Here is a 25,725-nt window from a genome sequence, read left to right on the forward strand (position 1 = left end):
GCGCTCGGTGACGGGCACTGGCTCGGTACGGACTTCGTGGGCCGGGACGTGTGGCGGCAGGTGCTGCACGGCGGCCGGCCGGTGGTGCTGACCGCGCTCGGCGCCGGCGCGCTGGCCTATCTCGTCGCGCTGCCGGTCGGTCTGGCCGCCGCGCTGACCCGGCGGCGGTGGCTGGAGGAACTGCTGATGCGGCCCCTGGACATCCTGATCGCGATCCCGTCGCTGCTGCTGATCCTGCTGGTCGCGTCCGTGTTCACGCCCGGCACCGTCGGTCTCGCCCTCCTCGTGGCGCTGGTCAATGTGCCGGACGCGGCCCGCCTCGTCCGTGCCGCCGCCACGGAGGCCGCCGCCCGGCCGGTCGTCGAGGCACTGCGGCTCCAGGGCGAGAGCTGGTGGCGCACGGCCGTCGGCTGTGTCGGCCGCGCCATCCTGCGCACCCTCGGCGCCGACGCCGGCACCCGGCTGACCGGAGTGCTGTATCTGGTCGCCACGGCCGCGTTCCTCGGTGTCGGGGCGGCCCCGGACGCCGCCGACTGGGCGGTGATGGTCGACCGCAACCGCACGGGTCTGTTCGTCCAGCCGTGGGCCGTGGTGGTGCCCGCCCTGCTGATCGTGGCGCTGACCACGGGGACCAATCTGCTCTTCGACGCCGCGCTGGAGCGGCCCGGCCGCCGCCGGGGACGGAAGGAACGACACGCGTGAAGCGGTACGACCACCAGCCAGGCCGGTCCGCCCCGGCGCCGGCGCCCCTTGCCGAGATCACCGGTCTGCGGGTCGAGGCGGGCGGCCGGGCGATCGTCGAAGGGGTGAGTCTGCGGGTGCCGCCCGGCAGGGTCACCGCGCTGGTCGGCGCCTCGGGCAGTGGGAAGACGACCACCGGGCTCGCCCTGCTCGGCGAGTTCCCGGCGGGCGCGCACGTCACCGGTGAGGTGCGGATGCCGGTGGACGGCCTCGTCGGCTATGTGCCGCAGCATCCGGCGGCCGTCCTCAACCCGGCCCGCCGGATCAGCGCCCTGCTGACGGACATCGCCCGTTCGCGGGTACGCCGACTGCCGCGCGGCGAACGCCGGGCGGCCACGCGCGCACACGTCCTCCGGGCACTAGCCGATGCCCAACTCCCCGACGCTGAGCCACTGTTGCGCCGCTACCCGCACCAGCTCTCCGGAGGCCAGCAGCAGCGCGTCGTCCTCGCCCAGGCCCTGCTGCTCGGCGCCCGGATCGTGGTCGCCGACGAACCCACCACGGGCCAGGACGCGTTGACCAAGAGCCGCGTCGTCGAGCAGTTGGCGGCGCTCGCCGCGCGCGGTATCGCGGTGGTCCTGCTCAGCCACGATCTCGACGTGGTCCGCGCGCTCGCCGACGAGGTCCATGTCATGCGGGCGGGACGGATCGTGGAGTCGGGGCCGGTGGAACGGGTGTGGTCGGCGCCCCAACACGCGTGGACCCGCCGGCTCCTCGCCGCCTCCACGACCGACCCGGGCGGCCCGCACGGCACCGCGACCGAGCCCGCCGTACGACCGGTGCTGCGCGTACGCGACCTCACCGCCCGCCACCGCGACGGGCCGAGCGGATCGACCGCTGTCGTCCGGGTACCCGAACTCGCCCTTCACGCAGGTGAGTTGCTCGCCCTCGTCGGCCGCTCGGGCAGCGGCAAGACCACCCTCGCCCGCTGTCTCGCCGGTCTCCACCGCGACCACGACGGCGAGATCCTCCTCGACGGCACTCCCCTGCCGCGCAGCCTGCGGGCCCGTGACCGGCGACAGTTGGCGGCGGTGCAGTACGTCTTCCAGGACGCCCACGCCTCCTTCGACGAGCACCGCCCGGTGCTGGACCAGGTCGCCCGCACGGCGGTCCGGCTGCGCGGGACGGGCGCGGACACCGCCGAGAACGAGGCCCTGACCACCCTGACCCGCCTGGGCCTTCCCCCGGACGTGGTGCGCCGCGTCCCGGCCCGGCTCTCCGGCGGCGAACTCCAACGCGCCGCCCTGGCCCGCGCCCTCCTCGCCCACCCCCGCGTGCTGATCTGCGACGAGATCACCTCGGGTCTGGACACGGTCACCCGGCGCGGCATCCTCGACGTCCTCACGGGCCTGGTGAGCGGCGGCCCGCACCCCGGACCGGCGCTCCTGCTGATCACCCACGACCTGGAGACCGCCGCCGTCGCCCATCGCATCGCGGTCATGGACGGGGGCGAGATCGTCGAACAGGGGCCTGCCCGGCGGCTCCTCACCACCCCGAGGCACACCTTCACCGCCTCGCTCGTCGCCACACGCAGTAACTTCACCCACCGCTCGTAGGTTAAGAGGACATGTCTCGCGCACGGGAGCAACGGGACATGTGGACCGACGAGTTGAAGGTGAGGGGGGTCCCATGGGTACACGTGCACGTGCACGTACGGGCGCGGGCCGGTTCGGTGTCGTGATGGCGGCGGCCCTGACGGTGATGCTCACCGGCTGCGGCGGAGGCGGTGACCGGAGCGACGGCTCCGGCGGAGAGGGAACGCGGCCGTCGTCCACGACCCCTACCGCGTCCGGGACAGGGGGCAAGGGCGAAGGGGGAACGGACGAGGGCGGAAGCGCCGGCAGGACTCCGCACCCGGCGGAGACGGAGCGACCGACCTCACCCGGGACCTCGCCCACGCCTTCCACCACCGACACGGACACCGATACGGACACCAAGGCCTGCTTCGACGGGCGCTGCACGATCTCCGTGTCCAAGCCCCGGTCCATCGAGGTCGACGGCAAGTTCGGCGTCGGGGAGCTGCGTGTCACGAAGGTCACCGACGACACCGTGGTGCTCCAGTCCTCGGGTGCCGGAACGTTCCTCAGCTCCTCGATCGGCGAGGGCGGCACCGGCGGCCTGAACGGCCTCGGCTTCCGCGTAAAGTCCCTCGAAGGCGGCACGGCGGTGCTGGAGTTCTTCCCCCGCGCCTGAGTGCCCGGGTGCCGAGTGCGCGGGAGGCATGCGGATGGGCGTGGTCGTACGGGAGCAGCGGCTGGCCGGGCTGCGCTGGCTCGTGGTGTCCGGGCCCCGGCTCGACGCGTTCCGGGCGCTCGGCGAGAGTGCGCGGGCTGACATCAGGGCCGTACAGGAGTCGATGCCGGAGCGGGAGGCGCTGCGCCGCCGGGTCGGGACCGAGGCGGGCGCCGCCCGGCTGGAGCGGGTGCTGCGGGCCACGCGCGAGCGGCATCCACGCGAACTCGCCGAGTTGGAGGCGCTGGCCGAGGGGGCGGGGGTGGCCTTCGACGACCTGCTCCTCGCCAATCTCCGGGGCGACCTGGGCACCGACGACGGAACGGGCTGCTCCGACCTGATCTGGCGGGGCGGGAACTCCTTCGTCGCCCACAACGAGGACGGCGCGCCCGCGCTCGACGGACGGCTGACGCTGCTGACCCTCGCGCTGGACGGTCTCGTGCCGGTGACGGTCCAGTGGTATCCGGGCTTCGTGCCCGCGAACGCGTTCACGGCCACCGGGCACGGCCTGGTCTGGGGCATCAACCACCTCCAGGTGGCGCGTCCGCCGGCCGACGGCGCCGGGCGGCACTTCGTCGCCCGTGCCCTGCAGCAGGCGCCGACGCTGGACGCGGCCCTGGAGCATCTGCGCACCCGTCCCGGCGCGGGCGGGTTCTCCTACGCCCTCGGTGAGCGCGCCACCGGCCGGGTCGTGGTCGCGGAGGCGGCGGGCGGCCGTACGGCCGTCGTGGAGGCCACTCCCGCCGAGCCGCTGCACTGGCACACGAACCATCTGCGCCATCTGCCCGACACCCTGGAGGCGGCGGGCTCGGGCGCGTCCGCCGACTCCCTCGGCCGGTACGAGGAGAGCGTCGCCCGGGGCCGTGCGCTGGAGTCCCTGCGCGCCGAGGGATCCGTGCGCACCGAGGGCCGGGAGCCGTCGGCCGCCTGGTTCCTGGAGGCGCTCACCGGCGCCCCGCTCCCCCACGGTGTCCACCGGACGGCCGCCGGTGGTGATCCCCTGATGACCCTGTCCACGGCGGTGGCCGATCTGACCGCCGGCCGTGTCCTCGTGCGCGGCGCCCGGGGCGACGCCGCCGAGCTGCCGCTGAACGACTTCGTGCGCGGTGTCGCGCCCGGACCGGCCGCGGAGCCGTCGCCCCGCGGCTGATCCCCACGGCTGATCCCGGCGGGCGTCAGACGATCTCGACGAGCAGGTCGCCGCCCTCCACCTGCTGGATCTTGTTGATGGCGAGGCGGGAGACCCGGCCGGCCTTGGAGACGGTGATGGTGGCCTCCATCTTCATGGCCTCGATGGTGGCGACGGTGGCTCCGGCCGCGACCTCGTCGCCCTCGGCGACCGCGAGGGTGACCACCCCGGCGAACGGGGCGGCGACATGGCCGGAGTTGGAGCGGTCCGCCTTCTCGGTGACGGGAAGGTCGGAGGAGGCGGCCTTGTCGCGGATCTGGATGGGCCGGAGCTGCCCGTTCAGGGTGGACATGACCGTGCGCATCCCGCGTTCGTCGGCCTCGCCGACCGCCTCCAGCCCGATGAGGAGCCGTACACCGGGCTCCAGGTCGACCGCGTACTCCTTGCCGGGGCCGAGGCCGTAGAAGAAGTCCTTGCTGTCGAGGACGCTGGTGTCGCCGTAGGTCTGGCGGTGGGTCTCGAACTCGCGCGTCGGGCCGGGGAAGAGGAGCCGGTTGAGGGTGGCCCGGCGGTCCTTCTCCAGTCCGGAGCGGTCCTCGGCGTCCAGGTCCTGGACGGGCTTGGCGTCGGCGCGGCCCTGGAGGGCCTTGCTGCGGAACGGCTCGGGCCAGCCGCCGGGCGGGGTGCCCAGCTCGCCGCGCAGGAAGCCGATCACGGAGTCGGGGATGTCGAACCGGTCCGGCGTGGCCTCGAAGTCGGCGGGGGTCACTCCGGCGCCGACGAGGTGCAGGGCGAGGTCGCCGACCACCTTGGAGGACGGGGTGACCTTGACCAGGTGGCCGAGGATGCGGTCGGCGGCGGTGTACATCGCCTCGATGTCCTCGAAGCGGTCGCCGAGACCGAGCGCGACGGCCTGGGTGCGCAGGTTGGAGAGCTGGCCGCCGGGGATCTCGTGGTCGTAGACCCGGCCGGTCGGGGAGGCGAGGCCCGCCTCGAAGGGGGCGTAGATACGGCGGACGCTCTCCCAGTAGGGCTCCAGGTCGCCGACGGCCCGCAGATCGAGCCCGGTGGGCCGGTCGGAGTAGTCCGTCGCGGCGACGATGGCCGACAGCGACGGCTGGGAGGTGGTGCCCGCCATGGAGGCGACGGCCCCGTCGACGGCGTCCGCGCCGGCCTGGATCGCGGCCAGGTAGGTGGCGAGCTGGCCGCCCGCCGTGTCGTGGGTGTGGATGTGCACCGGCAGGTCGAACTCGCGGCGCAGCGCGGTGACGAGCTTGGTGGCGGCGGGGGCGCGCAGCAGGCCCGCCATGTCCTTGACGGCCAGGACGTGGGCGCCCGCCTCGACGATCTGTTCGGCCAGCCGGAGGTAGTAGTCGAGCGTGTACAGCTGCTCGGCGGGGTCGGACAGGTCGGAGGTGTAGCAGAGGGCGACCTCGGCGACGGCCGTCCCGGTGGCGCGTACGGCGTCGATGGCGGGCCGCATCTGGCCCACGTCGTTGAGCGCGTCGAAGATCCGGAAGATGTCGATCCCGGTCTCGGTGGCCTCCTGGACGAAGGCGTCGGTCACCTCGGTCGGGTACGGCGTGTAGCCGACGGTGTTGCGGCCGCGCAGCAGCATCTGGAGGCAGATGTTGGGGGCGGCGGCCCGGAAGGCGGCCAGCCGCTCCCAGGGGTCCTCGGCGAGGAAGCGCAGGGCGACGTCGTAGGTGGCGCCGCCCCAGCACTCCAGGGAGAGCAGCTGCGGCAGGGTCCGGGCGACCACGGGGGCGACGGCGAGCATGTCCTTGGTGCGGACCCGGGTGGCGAGCAGCGACTGGTGGGCGTCGCGGAAGGTGGTGTCGGTGACGCCGATGGTCGGGGACTCGCGCAGCCAGCGGGCGAAGCCCTCGGGGCCCAGTTCGACGAGCTTCTGCTTGGAGCCGGCCGGAGGTTCGGCGGCGGTGGGCCTCGGCAGCTTGCTCGCGGGGTCGATCAGGTCGGGACGCGGCCCGTGCGGCTTGTTGACCGTCACGTCGGCCAGATAGGTGAGGAGCTTGGTGCCCCGGTCGGCGGAGTGGCGGGCGGTCAGCAGATGCGGGCGCCGCTCGATGAACGACGTGGTGACGTTGCCCGACTGGAAGTCCGGGTCGTCGAGGACGGCCTGGAGGAACGGGATGTTCGTGGAGACGCCCCGGATGCGGAACTCGGCGACCGCGCGCCGGGCGCGGTTGACGGCGGTGGTGAAGTCCCGGCCCCGGCAGGTCAGTTTGACCAGCATGGAGTCGAAGTGGGCGCTGATCTCCGTACCGGCGTGGGTGGTGCCGCCGTCGAGGCGGATGCCGGAGCCGCCGGGCGAGCGGTAGGCGCTGATCCGGCCGGTGTCCGGGCGGAAGCCGTTCGCCGGATCCTCGGTGGTGATCCGGCACTGGAGGGCGGCGCCGCGCAGGGTGACGGTGTCCTGGGAGAGGCCGAGGTCGGCGAGGGACGCCCCGGCGGCGATCCGCAGCTGGGACTGGACGAGGTCGACGTCGGTGACCTCCTCGGTGACCGTGTGCTCGACCTGGATACGGGGGTTCATCTCGATGAAGACGTGGTTGCCGTCGCGGTCGAGGAGGAACTCGACGGTGCCCGCGTTGCGGTAGCCGATCTCGCGGGCGAAGCGGACGGCGTCGGCGCAGATGCGGTCGCGCAGGGCCGGGTCGAGGTTCGGGGCCGGGGCCAGCTCGATGACCTTCTGGTGGCGGCGCTGCACCGAACAGTCGCGTTCGAAGAGGTGGATGACGTTTCCGTGGCCGTCGGCGAGGATCTGCACCTCGATGTGACGGGGCTCGACGACGGCCTTCTCCAGGAAGACGGTCGGGTCGCCGAAGGCGGAGGCCGCCTCGCGGGACGCGGCCTCGATGGACTCGCGCAGCGTGGCGGGGTCCTCGACGCGGCGCATCCCGCGTCCGCCGCCGCCCGCGACGGCCTTGACGAAGACGGGGAAGCCGATGTCGTCGGCGGCGCGCACCAGCTCGTCCACGTCGGTGGAGGGCTCGGAGGAGCCGAGGACGGGTACGCCGGCGGCGCGGGCGGCGGCCACCGCGCGGGCCTTGTTGCCGGTCAGCTCCAGGATGTGGGCGCTGGGGCCGACGAAGGTGATGCCGGCCTCCTCGCACGCGCGGGCCAGCTCGGGGTTCTCGGACAGGAACCCGTAGCCCGGGTAGACGGCGTCGGCGCCCGCCAGCCGGGCGGCGCGCATGATCTCCTCGACGGAGAGATACGCCCGCACGGGGTGACCGGGTTCGCCGATCTCGTAGGCCTCGTCGGCCTTGAGCCGGTGCAGCGAGTTGCGGTCCTCGTGGGGGAAGACGGCGACCGTCCGCGCGCCCACTTCATAGCCTGCGCGGAACGCGCGGATCGCGATCTCGCCACGGTTGGCGACCAGTACCTTGCGGAGCATCCCTGATCCCTTCGAGCTGCCATGAGGACACCATGGTCCCGGTCATGATGCCGCCGCATCACGAGAATCGTGTCACTGAGTGCCATGTGAGCCCCGTCACTTCTCACGGCAGACCGCACGACTTGCAGACATTCCACCCGGTCGGCACGCCTGTGGACGGACGCGCCCCGACTGATCCACTGCCGAAGTGACCCTCAGTGCCACACGAGTCGTCGCTCCGCGCCCCCGAGGGCCCCCGGCTCCCTCAACTCCCCACCGCGAACTGGCTGCCCGTCTTCTCACCGTCGTCGGTCCGGGCCGCCGCGACGCAGCGGAAGACCCGGAGGCCGTCGGCCCACTCGGCCGCGCTCGGCGGAATGATGTCGACGCTCCACTCCTCGGCGACCCGGCCCCCCTCGGGGGTCATCGACGCGGACATGACCATCTGGGAGCAGAGGGCCTTCACATCGGGGTGCTTGATCAGGTCGCGGGCGTTGTTGGTCTGGCCGTCCTTCGGCAGCGGGGCGATGGCGAAGGTCTCCCACACATGCTTGGCCTGGCAGTCGGCGCGGCTGACCGTGACGATGCCGGAGATGTCGACGATCCCGCTCCAGCACTCGGGGCTCTCGACACAGCGACCGCCGACACCGGCGACGCCCGTCGCGGCGCAGTCCTCGGTCGTGGTCGCCACCCCGAAGTCCGACGCGCCGCCCTCGGCGTCGTCAGCGGTGGCAGTGGCCCCGGTGGAGGGCGAGGAGTTCCCTTCCCCGTCGTCGCCCCCGCCGCCCTGGTAGACCACCACGGAGACCGACAGGCTCACGGACACGGCCACCGCCGCCAGCCCGATGACGAGGGGGCGCCGCAGCCGCCCGCCCTTCCGCCCGCCGTCACCGTCGCCGCCCCGGCCGGGAACGACGGTCGTACCCCCCGCCCCGCCCGATCCGCCCGGCCCGGGGACCACGGTCGCCCCTCCCCCGCCCGTCGGCCCGTCCCGGTACGGCGGCGGCATCGTCGTGGGCGGCGCGACCCCGTACGGCGGCATCGTCGTGGGCGGCCCGCCCCGGTACGCCGGAGTCGTCGTCATGGCGGGCGCCGGGCCGAAGCCGCCCCCGCCTCCCAGGTCCACGGTGTCGAGGTCGACGGCGGCGAGCGCGTCGCGGAACGCGCCCGCGTCGGACAGCCGGTGGGCGGGGTCGGCGGCGAGGGCGTACCGGAGCGCCGCGTTGAGGGCGGGCGGCAGTGCGGGGAGGTCGGCGTACGGCCAGGTGTGGCGGACGATCAGCTCGGCGAGGCTGAGCTGGGTGCCGTCCTCCGGGTAGTGCGGCGGGCGTCCGCACAGCAGGGCGTGGACGGTCGCGGCGAGGGAGTACACGTCGCCGGCCGGGCTGGGGTCGGCCATGTGGAAGGCCTCGGGCGGTGCGTACGCGGGGGTCAACGCCTCCCGGGTCACGGAGAGTTCGCGGCCCGGCCGGGGCATGGCGGCGAGACCGAAGTCGGTGAGGGCGATGCCGCCGTACCGGTTGACCATGACGTTGCCGGGCTTGATGTCGCGGTGCAGCACCCCGGCGGCGTGGGCGGCGGCCACCGCGTCGGCGAGGCCCACCCCGATGTCGCGCGCCTCCTTGACCGGGAGGGCGCCCTGCCGGTTCAGCCGGTCGCCGAGGGAGCCGCCGGGGCACAGCTCCAGCACCATGTAGGGCCGGTTGTCGGCGAGGACGCCGGCGTCGTAGACCGGGACCACGTGGGGATGGCCGGAGAGCTGTCCGGCGGCCGTGACCTCGCGCAGGAAGCGCTGGCGGTCGCGGGGTGTGGTGAGCACCCTGCTGTCCACCTTCAGCGCGACCTCCCGGCCGACGGCCAGCTGCCGCGCCCGGTACACGGTGGCGAATCCGCCCTGGCCCAGGACTTCCTGGATCTCGTAACCGGGCAGTTCCGTTCTTTCGGGCCCCATCGGTCTGCCGTACCCCCAGCGCACAGCCCCGGTCAGGATGTCCGACCGAGGTGAGGCGAGACTTTAGCCGAGCCCGATGACCCTCCCGTCGGTTAAATCGTTTCATTTCCGCTGGACTCCATCGCATCCGACCTATTGACCGGATTAGACGCGGAACCCTAACCTCCGGGCCATCACATTGAAACCTTTCACCACTCCGGCCCCAGCGAGCACACCGCTCCCATCGAATCGAACCGAAGGTGCACCATGGCACGGGACTTCTCACGGCGAAGACTTCTCCAGCTCGGCGGCACCGTGGCCGCCTCCGTCGTGCTGACCGGGCCCCGGGCCGTCGCCGCCCCCGGCTCGGTGGCTTCGGCCGCAGCCGCCGAGGCGGCGCTCGTGCCGACCGGGATGCTCACGGATCTGCTTCCGCGGGCACTCGCCACCACCGCCGGGCGGAACCCCCGTTTCAGCTGGCAGGTGCCGGACTTCCGCGAGGGCACGGTGCAGCGCGCCTACCAGCTGCAGGTGGCGACCACCCCGGGCGGTTTCGAGGACGACGACCTGCTGCTGTGGGACTCCGGCAAGCAGGACTCCGTCGAGTCCACGGCCGTACCGTACGGCGGACCGGCGCTTAAGCCCCGTACGGCCTACTGGTGGCGGGTCCGGAACTGGTGCAACAAGCGCTCGGAATGGTCGGCGCCCGTCCTCCTGGCCACGTCGGTCGAGGACGAGTGGGAGGCGAAGCCGATCTGGGCGCCGGCCGGGCCGGTGATGACCGACGGCACCCTCACCGTCCGTGTGAAGATCACCGCCGTGGCCGCCGGGGTGTGGTTCCGGGCCACGAACACCGCCAACAACTACATGTGGCAGCTGCGCGCGGGCACCACCGGGGTGCTGCGCAAGCACGTCTGTGTGAACGGCACGTACACCGTGCTCGCCGAGGTACGGCTGCCGTTCGCGGTCACCGCCGGGGAGTGGGTGGACCTGAGCGTCACCATGACCGGCCCGACCTTCACCACCACCGTGAACGGCACCGTCGTCGACACCACCACCGACAGCCGCTACGCCTCCGGCAACATCGGGCTGCGCAACGGCGGCACCGAGTCCCAGACCTACGACCGGGTCACCTTCACGGCCGCCGACGGCACGGTCCTCCTCGACGACGACTTCGCCTCCGACAAGGGCACCTTCGCCACCGGCACGGTCTCCGGCGGCGTCCTCACCTTCCCCACCGGCGCCTCCTCGCTCTCGTCCTACGGGGCCGACGACACCTGGGCGCTACTGCGCCACGAGTACGACACGAAGTCCGGCAAGGAGATAGCCGCGGCGGTGCTCTACGTCGCGGCCACCTCGCCCGATCCGGCCCGGCAGTACGTCGCGAAGGTGTGGAGCAACGGCACGACCGTCGGCTACGCCTCCGTCCGCTCCGGCACCGGCACCGCCTACCAGGCCTTCGACGTGACCTCCACCCTGCGGTCCGACGGGAAGCCCAACGCGCTGGCCGCGCTGTGCTGGACGACCTCACAGCAGAAGTTCCTGGCCCAGCTGGAGATCACGTACGCCGACGGCAGCAGGTCGACGGTCGCCTCCGGGGACCACTGGAAGGCGCGCCGCCAGGGCGGGCTGCTGCCGTCCAAGGGCAGTGCGGGCAGCAGTTACTTCACCGTGCCGCAGGAGTACTGGGACCTGCGCCGCGAGCCCGTGGGCTGGACGAAGCCCGGCTTCGACGACGGCGACTGGCCGAAGCCGGCGGTCCGTACGGCGATCGACGGGCTCGTGCCCGCGCCGATCGAGGCGGTACGGCCGCACGACGTCACCCCGGCCTCCGTCACCGAGGTCGCCGACGGGCGCTGGCTGGTCGACCTCGGCCGGGAGATCGTCGGCGGGCTGGCCCTGGAGATCACGGGCAGCGCGGGCGACACCGTCGAGGTGCGGCTCGGCGAGGAGCTGAACACGGACGGCACGGTCAAGTACCAGCTGCGCGCCACCAACACCTACCGCGAGGTGTGGACCCTGCGCGACGGCGAGCAGCGCTTCGAGCACTGGGGCTACCGGGGCTTCCGCTGGGCCGAACTGCGCACCACGCTCGACCTGTCGGAGGCGGTCGTCACCGGCCGCGCCTGGAAACTCGACTGGGACGGCTCGGACGCCTCGTTCCGCAGCTCGGACGCCGACCTGGACCGGGTCTGGGAGCTGTGCCGCTACTCCATCGAGGCCACCCGCGGCGACCTCTACACGGACACCCCCACCCGCGAGCGCGGCCCGTACGAGGGCGACGCGCTGATCAACCAGCTCTCCGAGTACGGCGTCCAGCGCTCCTACGCCCTCGCCCGCTTCTCCAACGACTATCTGGTCCGCAAGGGCACCTGGCCCACCGAGTACCGGCTGATGTGCGCGATCTCCGCGTGGGAGGACTACCTCGCCACCGGCGACGACCGGCAACTCGCCAAGGACTACGACCTGTTGACGGCGAAGAACCTCACCTCGTACCTGGACTCCGCCGGGCTGGTCCGCAAGGCGCCCGGCAACACCAGCCAGGACCTCGGCGATCTGGTCGACTGGCCCGCCGCCAGCCGGGACGGCTACGTGTTCACCAACGTCAACACGGTCGTCAACGCCTTCCAGTACGCGGCGTTCCAGGCCCTCGCCGAGTGCGCGGCGGCCCTCGGCAAGGACGCCGACGCGACCGCTCTGCGCGGCCGGGCGGACACCCTCGCCGCGTCCATGCGCGCCACTCTGCTCGACAGTGCGGGCGGGCGGTTCCTCGACGGCGTCGGCACCACACACAGCGCCCAGCACGCCACCGCCTTCCCGGTGGCGCTCGGCCTCGCGGACACGCTGGACACGGCGGTGCAGGCCAGGCTGGGCGACACCCTGGCCGCGGGCGGTATGAGGATGAGCGTGTACGGCTCCCAGTTCCTGCTGGACGCGCTGTTCCGGCTCGGCCGCTCCGACGCCGCCCTCGCCCTGCTCACCTCCACGGCCACCAACTCGTGGCTGCACATGCTGGACGCGCTCAAGGCGACCATCGTCACCGAGGCGTGGGACCCCGCGCTGAAGTCCAACATGACGCTCTCCCACGCCTGGGCCTCCGCGCCGGCCAACGTGGTGGCCCGGCACATCCTCGGTGTCCAGGTCAGCGAGCCCGGAGCCGCCGGGTTCCGGATCCGGCCCAGGACCGGGTCGCTGACCGAGGTCGACGGCACGGTGCCCTCGCTGCGGGGGCCGGTGTCGGTGCAGGTGCGCCGCTCCGCGGACACGCACACCACCCTGGTGACCCTGCCGCCCAACTCCCGTGCCGTGCTGGAGGTGGAGATCGGGGACGCCTCCCCGAAGGCGTACCGGGTGACGGCGTCCACACCGCGCGGGGAGGGCAGCGCGAAGGTCGAGTCGTACACCGACCCCACGGGCACGGTGCTGCGGATCGGACAGATCGGCTCCGGTACCACGGAGGTGCGACGCAAGACCACTTGAGCCCTTCCCTGACACGGAAGTGACCGATACCCGTAACGCGGGGCCCACGCTGAGCTAGCCTCAGCACTCCGGGGGCGAACTGACGTACGCCAAAAGTCACTTCGGGGGTGTTGTGTCAGACCAGCGGCCGGTGCCGCCATCATCGGCGGACAGGACTGGGGCGCTGCGGCAGGCGGGGGGCCTGCCTCTGCGACCCGGCGACCCGGACCGTATCGGTCCGTATGTGTCGCTGGGGCTGCTCGGCAGCGGCGGGATGGGGCGCGTCTATCTGGCGCGCCCCGCGGACGGCGGACCCGATCTCGTCGCGGTGAAGGTGATCAGGCCCGAGTACGCGGAGGACGTCCGGTTCCGCCGCCGGTTCGAGCAGGAGGCGGCGGTCCACGGCCGGGTGCGTACCGCGCGCATGCCGCGCCTGGCCGGTACGGGCTTCCGGGACGAGCTGCTGTGGATGGCCACCGAGTATCTCCCGGGGCTCGATCTGGCGGCGGCCGTGCACGAGGACGGACCGCTGTCGGCCGTCGCCGTACGGCGGCTGGTGGTGGAGCTCGGGCAGGCGCTGGCCGATCTGTCCGCCGCAGGGATCGTGCACCGGGACCTGAAGCCGTCCAATGTCCTGCTGTCCGCCCGGGGCGCGCATGTCATCGACTTCGGTATCGCCAAGGCCGCCGACGCCAGCGCGATCACCGGCACGGGCAACCGGGTCGGCACCCCGGCCTACATGTCGCCCGAGTACCTGCGGACGGGCTCGTGCGACACCGCGTCGGACGTGTTCTCGCTGGCCTGCACCCTGGTCTACGCGGCGACCGGCAGCGCCCCGTTCGGCGACGGCACCGGTGTGGACGTCATGCACCGGGTGGCCTTCGAGGAGCCCAACCAGCAGGTCCTCGCCGAGATCGCGGCGACCGACAGCGCGCTCGCCTCGCTGCTGACCGCCTGCCTGGCCAAGGAACCGGGCCGGCGGCCGACTCCCGCGCAGCTGATCGGGAGCGTCCCGGCCGGCGCGGCGGGCGAGGCTGCGGACTGGCCCGAGCCGCTGGGCGGCCGGGTGCTGGCCCGGCAGCGAGCGTACGAGACGCTGTCCCGTCTGCCGCTCGAACAGCCTCGCCCCGTCCCGCCGGTGAAGGCCCCGGACCCGGCCGGCGCGGCGCCGGACCCCTCCGCCGACGCCTCGGCCCGGCCGGCGCGGCCGGTTGCGTCGCCCGCCGGGAGCAGACGCAGACGGCGGGTACTGATCGGTGCCGCCGGCGCGGCTCTCTGCGCGACGGCCGCGGGTGCCGTCGTGCTCACCCTGCTGAGCCCCGCCACCACCACGGCCTCGCCGCAGCGGGGTGCGACGGCGTCCACCGAAGCGCTGCCGGACGACGGTGTCCCCCGGGCCTCGGCGTCCACCCGGTCGAACGGCGCGGACGCCGACCCGGACGGCGGATCGGGGGTCTCGGAGGTCTCCGGCGAGGACGACCGGCCCACCGCCGTCGCCGCCGACGACACCCCCCGGCCGGACGCGTCCGCCCCCGGCACCGGCGACACCGACGACGACCCGCACACCGACTCCTCCGCGCCCGCCCCCCGGACCAGCGCGCCCCCGGAGACCGAGCCGACCCCCACCGAGACACCCGGCGAACCCGCCACCCCGGCCTGGCTCACGGACTGCGGGTACTACTACGGCAACGGCCGCACCCGTCTGGGCGACACCGGCAAACGCGTCCTCCAGGTGCAGTGCATGCTCTCCAAGCGCGGCTACGGCCTCGGGGGCGGCGGTGTGGACGGCGAGTTCGACTCCGGGACGGAGGCCGCGGTGCGCAGCTTCCAGCAGGACAAGGGGCTGCTGGTCACGGACGGCGTCGTACGGCCGCGGGTCTGGAGGGTGTTGCGCTCGGCGGAGTGAGGGGGCGTCCCCTGCGGGGCCGGGTCCCGGCTCCGGACCGTCAGTCGCTCCGGGCCGTCAGTCGACGAACAGCCCGCGCGCGGCGGCCCGCGCGTCGAACTCCTCCAGACGGGCCTGGGCGTCCGGGAGGGCGTCGCACATCGCCTCCAGCAGGACCTGCCCCAGCAGCATGGGGGCGCTGACGGTGTCGAAGACCAGGCCGGTGCCGACGGCGGCGGGCAGCAGCAGATCGCTGTGGGCGGCGACCGGGGCGAAGGTGCCGTCGGCGACCGTCACCACCGTGAGCCCGGCGGCGCGGGCGTGGGCGAGGGCGTCGAGGAGTTCGCGCGGATGGCGGGGCAGCGCGAAGCACAGCAGCGCGCTCGCACCGGCCCGCCGGGCCGCGTCGATGCGGTCGGCGAGCAGGGAGCCGCCCTCGTCGAGCAGCCGTACGTCGGTGTGGACCTTCGCCGCGAAGTAGGCGAAGCCGCGCGCCGGGGCGCCGGAGGCGCGCAGCCCGAGCACCGGCAGCGGCCGGGAGGCGGCGAGCAGCCGGCCCGCGCGTTCGACGGGTCCCGGGTCGGTGAGCAGGGACGCCAGCTGTGTCAGATGGTCGATCTCGGCCCGCACGGCCCGCTGGTACGGGTTGGCCGGCCGCCCGCCGTTGTCGTGCTCGTGCCCGGTGGGTGCGACCGCCCGCAACCGGTCGCGCAGGGCCGGATAGCCGTCGAAGCCGAGGGCGACCGCGAAGCGGGTCACCGAGGGCTGGCTGACCCCGGCCAGCCGGGCCAGTTCCACACTCGACAGATAGGGCGCGTCCGCGGCCTGCCGTACCAGGCAGTGTGCGATACGGCGCTGGGTCGGGGTGAGCCGGCGCCCCTCGAAGAGCTGCTGCAGCCGTGCGGCGGTGCCGGCCGTGCCGGGTCCTTCGCTGCCGACAGCGTCCGTCATCTGGTGTCCCCCAGCCGGTCGTCGTGCTCGGTCCCCTCCCCCTGCCCGGCGGTGCGCGTGGTCGGTGCGCGGTGCCGGGCAGGAGCGGGGGCGGACGGTGATGGCGTGGCCCGCGGGCCCCGGCGGGTCAGCTCACGAGACCGGCGGACGACAGCCAGTCCTTGGCGACGGTGTCGGCGTCCTCCTTGTCGTTGACGAGCTTCTTCATCATCTCCAGCAGGTCCTCGGTGGTGAGCTTCGCGGAGACGGCGTTGAGCGCCTCCTTCGCCTTGTCGTTCACCGCGTCCTTGTAGACGAGGGGCGTGACGTTCTGCGAGGCGAAGAGGTTCTTCGGGTCCTGAAGGACCACCAGCTTGTCGGCGACGATGGCGGGGTCGGTGGTGTACAGGTTGGCGGCCTGCACCTTGTCGTCCTTGAGCAGCTTCACCAGGGTCGTCTGGGCGCCCGCGTCGAGCGGCTGGAACTTCCCGAACTTGATGCCGTAGACCTTCTCCAGGCCGACGCCGCCCTGGGTGCGGGTCTTGAACTCCGACCCGGCGCCGAGCGTGAGCTTGCCCGCGACCGGCTTGAGGTCGGCGAGGGTCTTCAGGTTGTACTTGGCCGCGACCTCCGCGGTGACCGTCACCGAGTCCTTGTCCTCGGCGGCGGCGGAGTCGAGGATCTCCACCGACGAGGGGAGTTTCTCCTTCAGTTCGGCGTTGATGTCGGCGGTGCTGGTCGCGGTGCTGTTCTTGTCGACCGCCACCGTCAGCAGGGCGCCGTTGTACTCGGGGAAGACGTTGATACCGCCCTTGACGACCTGGTCGTAATAGACCTCGCGGGCCCCGATGTCGAATTTCCGCGTCACGTCCAGGCCCTTGCTCTCCAGTGCCTGCGAGTAGATCTCGGCGAGCAGCTGGTTCTCGGGGAAGTTCGCGGAACCGACGACGATGGACTTGCCGCCGCCGCTGTCACCGCCGCCGGCCAGCGGGTTGTCGTCGCTGTCACCGCCGCCACCGCCGCAGGCGGTCAGCGTGAGCGCGGTGATCAGGCCGAACGCGGCGCCTCGGTACATACCTCGCATGGGTGTTTCCTCTCTGGACATTCTCGAACTCAGGACTTCGACGCCGAGACCCGCAGGCCCGGCGAGACGACGACGCGGCGCAGCGCGGTGAACACGATCTGGACGACGAGCGCGAGGGCGACGACGACCGCGGAGCCGCCGATGACCAGCTCGTAGTCGTTGCGGGAGAGCCCGTCGACGATGTAGCGGCCGAGGCCGCCGAGTCCGGGGTAGGCGGCGACGGTCGCGGTGGCCACGACCTGGATCGCGGCGACCCGCAGCCCCAGCAGGATCAGCGGCAGCGCCATCGGCACCTCGACCCGGATCAGGACCTCCCACTCGGTCATGCCGACCCCGCGGGCCGCGTCCCGGGTGGCGGGGTCCACACCCCGTACGCCCTCGAAGGTGTTGATGAGGATCGGCGGTACCGCGAGCGCGACCAGGGCGACCAGGACGGGAGCGGTGCTGAGCCCGGCGAGGGTGACGACGAGGACGACCAGGCCGAAGGTGGGGATCGCGCGGGCCAGGTTCGCCACGGTGGCCACGGCGAAGGCGCCCCGGCCGGTGTGCCCGACGAGCAGGCCGAACACCAGCCCGATGAGGGCCGCGAACAGCAACGACAGTCCGCTGTAGGTGAGGTGCTCCACCAGCCGTTGCGGGATGCCCTCGTCGCCGTGCCACTGCGCGGAGGACGTCAGCCAGTCCCCCACCAGTTCCATCTGGTTCAGGAAGTCGTTCACGCCGACCTCACCTTGTTCCGGGACCACGGGGTGAGCAGCCGCTGCGCCAGGACCAGCAGCGCGTCGGTGGCCAGCGCGAGCAGCATGATCAGGACGATCGCGGTGACGATGGGGGTGGGGAAGTCGAGCTGGAGGCCGCGGGTGATGTAGTAGCCGAGGCCGCCCTGTCCGATCAGCTGTCCCACGGCGACGAGGCTGATGGACGACACGGCGGCGACGCGTACACCGGCGATGACGACGGGGACGGCGATCGGCAACTCGACCTGGACGACCCGGCGTACGGTGCCGAAGCCCATCGCGGTGGCCGCGAGCCGGACCGGTTCGGGGACCGAGGCGAGTCCGTCGACCACGTTGGGCACCAGCACCGACAGGGTGTAGAGCGTCAGCGGGATCATCACGGTCTGTTCGGTCAGTCCGGTGTAGCGGACGAAGATCATGAACAGCGCGAGCGACGGGATCGAGTACAGGATGTTCGACACGGTCAGCACGGGCGGGTAGAGCCAGCGCCAGCGGTGGCAGAGGATGCCGAGCGGTACGGAGATGATCAGGCCGAACAGCACCGGCAGCAGGCCGAGTCGGAGATGGATGCCGGTGTACTCGGCGAGTTCGGCGGTGTGGTCGGCTATCCACTGCCACCGGATCAGCGGTTCGCCGTCACTCATCGTCCACCGCCGCCCGGGTGGTGGCGGGGGCCGGCTCGTTCACGGCCGTGGACAGTTCGTGCGCGTCGGCGACCCCGGCGACCGCGCCCTCGGCGTCGACGGCGACGGCGAGCCGGGCCGGGGACAGCAGGGCCGAGTCGAGGGCGGCGCGGGCGGAGTCGCCGACCAGGCTGAAGGTGTGGCCGAGCGGGGTCAGCGGCGCGTCTTCGAGGGTGCCGTCGGCCGGCAGTGCGGCGGTGGCGGCCCAGCCGAGGGGCCGGCGGGCCCCGTCGACGACCAGCACCCAGGGCGCGTCGGCCGCCCGAGCCTCGGCGACGGCTGCCGTGGCCGGCAGCACGGGGCCGTCGCGCAGCGGGAGTTCGGCCGCGTCGACGAAGGAGAGCCGGCGGATGCCCCGGTCGTGGCCCACGAAGTCGGCCACGAAGTCGTCGGCGGGAGCGGCGAGCAGCCGCTCGGGGGTGTCGAACTGGGCGAGTCTGCCGCCGGTCCGGAACACGGCGATGTTGTCGCCGAGTTTGATCGCCTCGTCGATGTCATGGGTGACGAACACGATCGTCTTGTGCAGTTCCTTCTGCAGCCGGATGAACTCGTCCTGCAGCTCCGCGCGCACGATCGGGTCGACCGCGCTGAACGGCTCGTCCATCAGGAGCACCGGCGGGTCGGCGCCCAGCGCCCTGGCCACGCCGACGCGCTGCTGCTGTCCGCCGGAGAGCTGGTTCGGGTAGCGCCGCGCCATCTCGGCGGGCAGGCCCACCAGTTCGAGGAGTTCCGCCGCCCGCGTCCGCGCCTTCTTCTTGCCCCAGCCCAGCAGCAGCGGAACGGTGGCTATGTTGTCCAGGATGGTGCGGTGCGGGAAGAGTCCCGCGTGCTGGATGACATAGCCGATGCCCCGGCGCAGCTCGGGCGCGTTGACATCCCGGATGTCCCGGCCGCGCAGGCTCACCGTGCCGGAGGTCGGCTCGACCATGCGGTTGATCATGCGCAGGGTGGTGGTCTTGCCGCAGCCGGAAGGACCGACCAGAACCGTGATGCCACCCTCGGCCAGCTCCAGCGACAGGTTGTCCACCGCTGTCGTGCCGTTGGGATAACTTTTTCTCACCGCATCGAACCTGATCAAGACTGCCCCTTACCCGACTGCATATGGCCATTCAGGGTCGTCGGTGAGTGAATTAGAGTCAATGGAATTCCGTGAACGGTGCGTTACGTTCACACCAAGGCGCGCCGGATATGCTCGCATTGTCCCATTCGCTACTCGATGTCCTCTTTCATAATGGAGCGGCTCGGGACGCGGAAGCACGCATCGGGGCGCGGGCCGGGGTTCCCGCGGTGTGTGATCAGGGAAGTGGTTCCCCGCCCGGACGGCGTCCGGAGCACTTCGCGCGCCCTGACCGGGGAAGCGTCGGCCTTCGTGGGAGGAGCGTCATGACCAACTGCGACGTGCACCAGCATCTGTGGACCCCCTCGCTGGTGACGGCATTGCGTGCACGCCGCGAACCGCCGTTCCTGGACGGCTGGACGCTGTATCTGGACGGCGAGGCGCCGTTCGAGCTGCCGCCCGCCGATCACGACATCGCCCTCCGGACGGAACTCGCCGCCACCGACGGCCTGGGCCGGGCCCTCGTCTCGCTCTCCTCCCCGATCGGGGTGGAGTGGCTGCCCGCGACCGAGGCCCGCCCCCTGCTCGACGCCTACCACGAGGGGGCGTCCGCACTCCCCGAACCGTTCGGCGCCTGGGCCGCCGCCTGTGTCCGGGACGTGGACGCGAAGGCGGCCTCCGAAGACCTCGACGGAGGCTTCGTCGGCCTCCAGCTCCCCGCGAACGCCCTCACCGACGCGGCCGGTTACGCCCGCTGCGCGCCGCTCCTCGACCTCCTCGAAGAGCGCGACCTGCCGCTGTTCGTGCACCCCGGACCGGCACCCGGCGGCGCCGGGGGGCCCGGCTGGTGGCCCGCGATGGTCCCCTACGTCCAGCAGATGCACTCCGCCTGGTTCGCCTTCCGTGCCTTCGGCCGCCCCCGCCACCCCCGGCTGCGGGTCTGCTTCGCCCTGCTCGCCGGGCTCGCCCCGCTGCACGGGGAGCGGTTCGCCGCGCGCGGCGGCGACGACCACGTCCCGGCGGACCCGGGCGTCTTCGTGGAGACGTCCTCCTACGGCCCGACCGCCGTCGAGGCCGTGGTCCGCGCCCTCGGCGTGGACGCCGTCGTCCAGGGCACCGACCGCCCCTACGCCGAACCCCCGCAACAGCCCGGCTTCGGCCTGGGCGGGGCGGCGGCGTACGCCTTCCGCATCGCCAACCCGCGGCGACTGCTCACCGGCACGGAAAGCTGAGGCCGGAGGGGGCACGGGCTCCACGAGCCCCTGCCCCCTGCCGCCTCCGCCTCCGGTGGGCCGTCCCGTGCTCCGGCCCGCCCGTGCCGCTCAGCGCAGCCGGTAGGCGCGGATCACCGTGTACGCGGCGGTGCCGCCGTCGGCGTCGACGGACTTCGCCCGCAGCGAGGCGAAGCCGCTCCGGGGGTTCCTCAGCTCCGCCCGCCAGCGCTCCGGGTTCCCGGTCCGGCGGACGTCCACGGCGGTCCAGGTGGCCCCGTCGTCGTACGACACCTCCACGCTCAGCTCTCGTACGGCCGACTCCGGTGCCCCGGGCTGCCGCCGCAGCACGACGGGCAGGGTCATCCGGTGCCCGGCGCGGGCCGAGTTGTCCAGACGGAGGTCGGGCGTGAACCGGATCGCGGTCACCGGCAGCGCGGTCCAGCGGCCGCCCTCGGTGTGCCCCGACCGGAACGTCCACGCCGCCTTCACGGACGTCGAGGTGAGATACCCCTGCCCGCCCCGGTCCACGGCCGTCTCCAGCCGGTACGAGGCCTCCGCCGCCGGCACCGGGCCCTGCGCGTCGTAGAACGGGTACGGCACGTCGGCGAGCAGCTTGCCCTCGCGCCAGAGGCGGGTGCGGCCCGAGTCGCCGAGGGAGAACCCGGTGTGGCCGGGGTCCTGGTCGGCGAACGGCGGTGTGTGGAACATCAGGGTGTCCCCCTGCCGCCGGACACTGCCGTACGTCAGCCCCCGCCGGTCGGCGAAGCTCGGGCCGAGCGGCCCGTGGCCCCAGCGCAAGTCGTCCTTGCCGCCCGCCCGGAAGGTCACGGGCGCGCCCCACTGCTGGAACTCGCCCTGGCCGAGGGCGTTGAGCCGGTTGTAGACCAGGGTCCAGGCGAGGCCGCGGGCCGAGTAGTGGACGGTGCGTTTCCCGGTGGCCCGGAACTTGATGTTCGGGCCGACCGCGCTGCCGCCCTCGGGCGGGAAGGCGTAGGTCCGCAGTGCGGCGGTGGGTTCGTCGGGGCGGTCGGCGTAGAAGGTGTGGGTGACCTTCGTCAGATCGCCGCGTCTCGCCCGGCCGTGGAAGTCGGTGGGCATCCGGCCCCGCACCACCCAGGCCAGCTCGTAGTCGTACGGGGTGTCGGTGAAGGTGCCGTCCGCGCCCTGTTTCGCCCAGGAGCTGCGTACGACGGTGGTGAGGGCGCCCGCGTCGGCGGGCAGCCTCCCCTTCCCCGCGCTCAGGTCGGCGGTCTGGAGCCGGGCGAAGGAGCCCGCCGACACCAGGGACGAGACGCCCGCGCCGGACGGGGTGGTCCGCAGGAGGCTGACGGCGGCGAGCGCGCTGGTGGCGCCCTTGCGGGGCGGGTCCACGGTGACGGGCCGGCCCTCGCGGGCGTCGAGCACGACGGTCTCCGGGCCGGTGATCCGCTTCAGCGGCAGGGCGACCACGGTGTGGTCGTAGCTGCCGTCGGGCGCGGCCGTCGCGACGTGGACGTCCAGGTGGTGGCGGCCGGGGCGGACCTCGACCGTGCCGGTGCCCTGGGGGCCGTAGACGTACCGTCCCTCGCCCCGGTCGATGTCGAGGACGTTGACGAAGCTTCCGGCGGCCGGTTCGCCGTGGCGGTCCAGGACCTTGACGGTCAGCGGGTGGGTCTCGTGCGCCTTGGTGGCGGCGAGGACGCTGCGGACCGTGGTGTCCCCGGCACGGGCGAGGACGGCGCCGGTGAAGAGGCCGGTGACGCTGTCGACGCGGGTGTCGGCGGTGAGCACGGCCTCGGCGCTGCCCCCGGCGGGGACGGTCAGCCGGGCCGGGGCGACGGTGAACAGGCCCTCGGGTGCCGCCTTGCCGTCCGGGCCGGTGGCGGTCGTGGTGAGGTCGAGGGTGAGGTCCGCGGGGCCGGAGTTGCGGTAGGTGACGGTCCGGGTGAGCGGCGGGTCGTCGTCGTGCGGCCAGGAGCTGGTGCCCAGCGACAGGCTGGGCGGGGAGACGGTGACGTCCTGGCCGACGGCGCGGGCGACATCGACACGGCCCGCTCCCTGGGCGTGGACGCTCAGGCCGGGGGTCGGTTTCGCGGAGCCCATCAGCGCGTCCTTGAGCCGCTCGCCGGTCCAGTCGGGGTGCCGCTGAGCGAGGAGCGCGGCGGCGCCCGCGACGTGCGGGGTGGCCATGGAGGTGCCGGACAGCGGTGCGTACGCCGGGTCGCCGTCGACGGGTTCGAGGTCGCTGTCCTTGGAGCGGGCGGCCACGATCGCCGCGCCCGGCGCGGTGATGTCGGGCTTGATCGCGCCGTCGCCCACGCGCGGGCCCCGGCTGGAGAAGTCGGTGAGCGCGTCCTCGGCGTCGACCGCGCCGACCGCGAGCGCCGCGTCGGCGCTGGCGGGGCTGCGGACGTCCTGGTCCCGGCCGGTGTTGCCCGCCGCGACCGCGAAGAGCGTGCCGAACTTGGCGCTGAGCGTGCCGACGGCCTCCTCCAGCGGGTCGGTGCCCGGTGAATCGGGCCCGCTCAGGCTCATGTTGACCACCCGCGCCCGCGGTGCGGCCCACTCCATCCCGGCCAGGATCGCCGACTCCTCGCAGCCCCGGTCGACACAGACCTTGCCCACGAGCAGATCGGCCCCGGGGGCGACCCCGGTGTACCGGCCGTCGGACGCGGCGCCGTCGCCCGCGACGATCGACGCCACATGGGTGCCGTGGCCGACGAGGTCGGTGGTGTCGGGCGCGGTGGTGAAGTTCTCCTTCTCCACGACACGCGCGGCGATGTCGGGGTGGGTGTCGTCGACACCGGTGTCCAGGACGGCGACCTTCACGCCGGTGCCGGTGTAACCCGCCTCCCAGGCGGCGGGCGCGCCGATCTGCCGCACGCTGACGTCGTCGCTCACCGTCAGCTCGGCGTCCAGCCAGATCCGGGCGACGTCGGCGGCGAGTTCCCGCTCACCGCTCCGCGCGTCCCGCTCGGTCAGTTCCTCCCACAGCGGGGTCACGGCGTCCCCCGCGGCCCGTACGGCGGTCAGGCGCAGCCCGGGAAGGGTACGGGCGACCCGGGCGCCCGCCTCGCGGACACCGGCCCGCAGCCGGGCGGAACTCCCCTCCCCCGTACGGTATTTGACGATCAGTGGGACGCCGTGCGCGCTGTCGTACCCGGCGTCCGCCAGACGGGTCGTGTCGAAGAGGCGGCGGTCGAGGGCGCCGGAGGCGACGAGGGCGAGGGCGTCGTCCGGGACCACGTACTGGTGGCCGGAGTCCTCGTAGCGGGTGAAGGCCAGCCGCTCGCGGCCCTCGCCGGGGGTGACGGTGACGGTGTCGCCCGCCCCGGTCTCCGCGAGGGCGACCTGATCGCCGGTCAGCAGGGTGACGGTACGGACGGCCTGGGCCGGGGCCGCCCCGCTCCCGGGCTGCCAGGGGGCGGCGGAGGCGGGCGACGTGGACGCGGGCAAGGACGCGGGCAGGGGTGTCGCTGCGGACGGGGCCTGTCCCGGCAGCACGCTCAGGGTGAGCGTGAGCAGGACGAGGCAACCCGCCGCACGTCGGGGGCGCGGCAAGCGTTCCTCCTGGTGGGGACGGAACGCGGGCCTTCGCGACCGGTGGCGTTCCACAGGCGAGGTTTGTCGTGCCCATGCAACGTACCAACGGTAACCGCGCGGCCGCCAGAACGCCTGTGAGAGGTCGTCGGCGGCGGTCGGCGGCAGCCGGTGGCGATCAGCGGCCGGAGCGGATCAGCCCCGTGAGATAGCGCCACAGCGAGGAGCGCTGCCGGGCGGACACATCCGGTGTCACCGCCTGCCCCGCGTCCAGGTCCCCCGCACCCACCGGGCCGTCCGGCGCCGACGGCTCGGCGCCCGGCGCGAGTTCGTACCGGACGGGCAGCGAGCGCAGGCCCCGCATGAACGGCGAGGAGCGCCAGGGCAGTTGGTCGACGGGGAGGGCGAGATCGAGGTGGGCGAAGCGCTCGAAGAGGCGGCCCACTCCGACGGCCGCCACCGTCGAGGCGAGTTCCCGGGCCGGGCACTGGCGCGGGCCCGCGCCCCAGGACAGGTGGGCCCGGGTGCTGACCGTGGTGCTGGGGGCCACGTGGTCGGCGAAGAGCGGGTCGGCGTGCGCCGCGGCGGAGGAGACCCAGACCGGGTCGCCCGCGCGGATCGTGTAGTCGCCGAGGCGGCTGTCCTTCGCGGCGAACCTCGGCACGAAGTTCACCAGCGGCGGCTTGCGCATGACGACCCGGTTCATGGCCTCCCGGACCATGCCTGCGGAGAGGCTGGCCCGCACGCTGTCCTCGCCCGAGAGGACCTCGACGACCGTGTTGGAGATGAGGATGCCGACGTGGTCGGAGGTCATGCCGAGCAGCATGAACAGCTCGCGGGCCAGCTCGTCGAGCGACAGGCCGGGGTGGGCGGCCAGCAGATGGGAGGGGAAGTCCTCGCCCGGTGACTTCAGCTTCAGCTCGCCCAGTTCCGTGAGCGCGCCGAGCAGCCGGTCGAGGGCGGGCCCCGCGTCGGGTCCCGCGTCCAGGACCCGCCACATGTCCATCAGGGCGTCGTCGCCCTGGGAGCCGGGGAAACCGAGCAGATGGCTGGCCACCATCAGCGGCAGCGGCCGGGAGAACTGCGCGGACAGGTCCGCCAGCCCCGTGCCGCCCGCCTCTCCCATCAGGGTGATCAGTTCGTCGGCGTAGGCGGTGACGGCCGTCTTGAGCCGCTTGGCCTGGGGGTTGCGCGGGTCCTGGAACGGCTTGAGCGCCTGGTCCCACGCCGTCCGCAGGGTGCGGTAGCCCGGGCCGCCCTGGATCAGTACGTGGTTGACCTCCAGGGAGGGTCCGAGCGGCCAGTCGGCCGGGACCCTGCCCTCGGTGCGGGCCCGCCAGTTCTCCAGGCCCTTGGGCCAGCCCGCGTCGTCCTGGAGCACCTGCAGTGACTCCCGGTAGCCCAGCACCAGCCAGGCGGGGACGCCCAGCAGGTCCACCGGGGCCACCGCGCCGTGCCGCTGCCGCAGCCGCTCGTACACCAGCGAGGGGCGTGTCTCGTAGTCCCGGGTCAGCAGCGGTTCGGGAGACAACTCCTCCAACCCCGCGCCGTCCAGCTCCACGGACACACCCTCGCCCGACTGGGTTCTTCTCACCATGCCGCCCCGCCCCTCCGACACTCCCCGTACCGGCGCACCTTCAGCCGGTAGCCGGAACCGTGGGGACCCTACCCCAGGGTCACTTCCGTGGGAACGCCGGGCATCACCACTCACAGCTGCGATCAGGT

15 protein-coding genes and 1 pseudogene are annotated in these 25,725 nt (G+C 73.1%); 7 read left to right on the forward strand and 9 right to left on the reverse strand.

The window, feature by feature from the left end; genetic code table 11:
• Positions 1-186 precede the first annotated feature (186 nt).
• From J8M51_RS46250 to J8M51_RS09320, 4 genes and pseudogenes are all read left to right on the forward strand, one after another.
• A pseudogene (locus J8M51_RS46250) lies at positions 187-591 on the forward strand (ABC transporter permease subunit); the annotation flags it as partial.
• Entirely contained in the window at positions 534-2,297 is a 1,764-nt protein-coding gene (locus J8M51_RS09310) for an ABC transporter ATP-binding protein (RefSeq protein WP_398856300.1), read from the forward strand. The pseudogene J8M51_RS46250 and the gene J8M51_RS09310, both read left to right, overlap by 58 nt.
• 73 nt (positions 2,298-2,370) lie before the next feature.
• Positions 2,371-2,934 (forward strand): hypothetical protein, encoded by a 564-nt coding sequence (locus tag J8M51_RS09315; RefSeq protein WP_086762251.1) that lies wholly within the window; start codon positions 2,371-2,373, stop codon positions 2,932-2,934.
• Between the two features lie 28 nt (positions 2,935-2,962).
• Positions 2,963-4,123, forward strand: a complete 1,161-nt coding sequence (locus J8M51_RS09320; RefSeq protein ID WP_086762249.1) for a C45 family autoproteolytic acyltransferase/hydolase — start codon at positions 2,963-2,965, stop codon at positions 4,121-4,123.
• Positions 4,124-4,148: 25 nt separating this feature from the next.
• Here J8M51_RS09320 and J8M51_RS09325 read toward each other — a convergent pair whose 3' ends face one another.
• A complete protein-coding gene (locus tag J8M51_RS09325; RefSeq protein WP_086762247.1) occupies positions 4,149-7,523 on the reverse strand; it encodes a pyruvate carboxylase in 3,375 nt (1,124 codons plus the stop codon).
• A gap of 244 nt (positions 7,524-7,767) precedes the next feature.
• Positions 7,768-9,453, reverse strand: coding sequence for a serine/threonine-protein kinase (locus tag J8M51_RS09330; RefSeq protein ID WP_267299098.1), 1,686 nt, complete (start codon positions 9,451-9,453; stop codon positions 7,768-7,770).
• Positions 9,454-9,699: 246 nt separating this feature from the next.
• Between J8M51_RS09330 and J8M51_RS09335 the strand changes: the two genes are divergently transcribed.
• Together J8M51_RS09335 and J8M51_RS09340 are read left to right on the forward strand one after the other, a co-directional pair.
• Positions 9,700-12,912 (forward strand): family 78 glycoside hydrolase catalytic domain, encoded by a 3,213-nt coding sequence (locus tag J8M51_RS09335; protein ID WP_086763016.1) that lies wholly within the window; start codon positions 9,700-9,702, stop codon positions 12,910-12,912.
• Positions 12,913-13,135: 223 nt separating this feature from the next.
• Positions 13,136-14,797 carry a protein kinase domain-containing protein gene (locus tag J8M51_RS09340; RefSeq protein WP_438818511.1) on the forward strand — a complete coding sequence of 554 codons (1,662 nt, stop codon included), beginning with the start codon at positions 13,136-13,138 and terminating at the stop codon, positions 14,795-14,797.
• A 57-nt stretch (positions 14,798-14,854) separates the two neighbouring features.
• Here J8M51_RS09340 and J8M51_RS09345 read toward each other — a convergent pair whose 3' ends face one another.
• The 5 genes from J8M51_RS09345 to J8M51_RS09365 all read right to left on the reverse strand — a co-directional run bounded on the left by J8M51_RS09345 (position 14,855) and on the right by J8M51_RS09365 (position 19,288).
• On the reverse strand, positions 14,855-15,727 hold the full coding sequence (locus J8M51_RS09345) for a MurR/RpiR family transcriptional regulator (RefSeq protein WP_216587729.1): 873 nt from the start codon (positions 15,725-15,727) through the stop codon (positions 14,855-14,857).
• Between the two features lie 127 nt (positions 15,728-15,854).
• Complete coding sequence (locus J8M51_RS09350; protein WP_086762336.1) at positions 15,855-16,781, reverse strand: ABC transporter substrate-binding protein; 927 nt, start codon at positions 16,779-16,781, stop codon at positions 15,855-15,857.
• Positions 16,782-16,819: 38 nt separating this feature from the next.
• Positions 16,820-17,509 carry an ABC transporter permease gene (locus J8M51_RS09355; protein ID WP_086762338.1) on the reverse strand — a complete coding sequence of 230 codons (690 nt, stop codon included), beginning with the start codon at positions 17,507-17,509 and terminating at the stop codon, positions 16,820-16,822.
• A complete protein-coding gene (locus tag J8M51_RS09360; protein ID WP_086762340.1) occupies positions 17,506-18,171 on the reverse strand; it encodes an ABC transporter permease in 666 nt (221 codons plus the stop codon). The genes J8M51_RS09355 and J8M51_RS09360 overlap by 4 nt, the downstream gene beginning before the upstream one ends.
• A complete protein-coding gene (locus tag J8M51_RS09365) occupies positions 18,164-19,288 on the reverse strand; it encodes an ABC transporter ATP-binding protein (RefSeq protein ID WP_086762342.1) in 1,125 nt (374 codons plus the stop codon). The genes J8M51_RS09360 and J8M51_RS09365 overlap by 8 nt, the downstream gene beginning before the upstream one ends.
• 305 nt (positions 19,289-19,593) lie before the next feature.
• Between J8M51_RS09365 and J8M51_RS09370 the strand changes: the two genes are divergently transcribed.
• Entirely contained in the window at positions 19,594-20,499 is a 906-nt protein-coding gene (locus J8M51_RS09370) for an amidohydrolase family protein (protein WP_086762344.1), read from the forward strand.
• Positions 20,500-20,589: 90 nt separating this feature from the next.
• Here the strand turns inward: J8M51_RS09370 and J8M51_RS09375 are convergent, their stop codons facing one another.
• Together J8M51_RS09375 and J8M51_RS09380 are read right to left on the reverse strand one after the other, a co-directional pair.
• On the reverse strand, positions 20,590-24,021 hold the full coding sequence (locus J8M51_RS09375) for a S8 family serine peptidase (RefSeq protein ID WP_267299099.1): 3,432 nt from the start codon (positions 24,019-24,021) through the stop codon (positions 20,590-20,592).
• A 157-nt stretch (positions 24,022-24,178) separates the two neighbouring features.
• Positions 24,179-25,597, reverse strand: coding sequence for a cytochrome P450 (locus J8M51_RS09380; RefSeq protein WP_086763615.1), 1,419 nt, complete (start codon positions 25,595-25,597; stop codon positions 24,179-24,181).
• Between the last annotated feature and the right edge of the window lie 128 nt (positions 25,598-25,725).

The organism is Streptomyces griseiscabiei (genome assembly GCF_020010925.1).
Taxonomy (GTDB): Bacteria; Actinomycetota; Actinomycetes; order Streptomycetales; family Streptomycetaceae; genus Streptomyces; species Streptomyces griseiscabiei.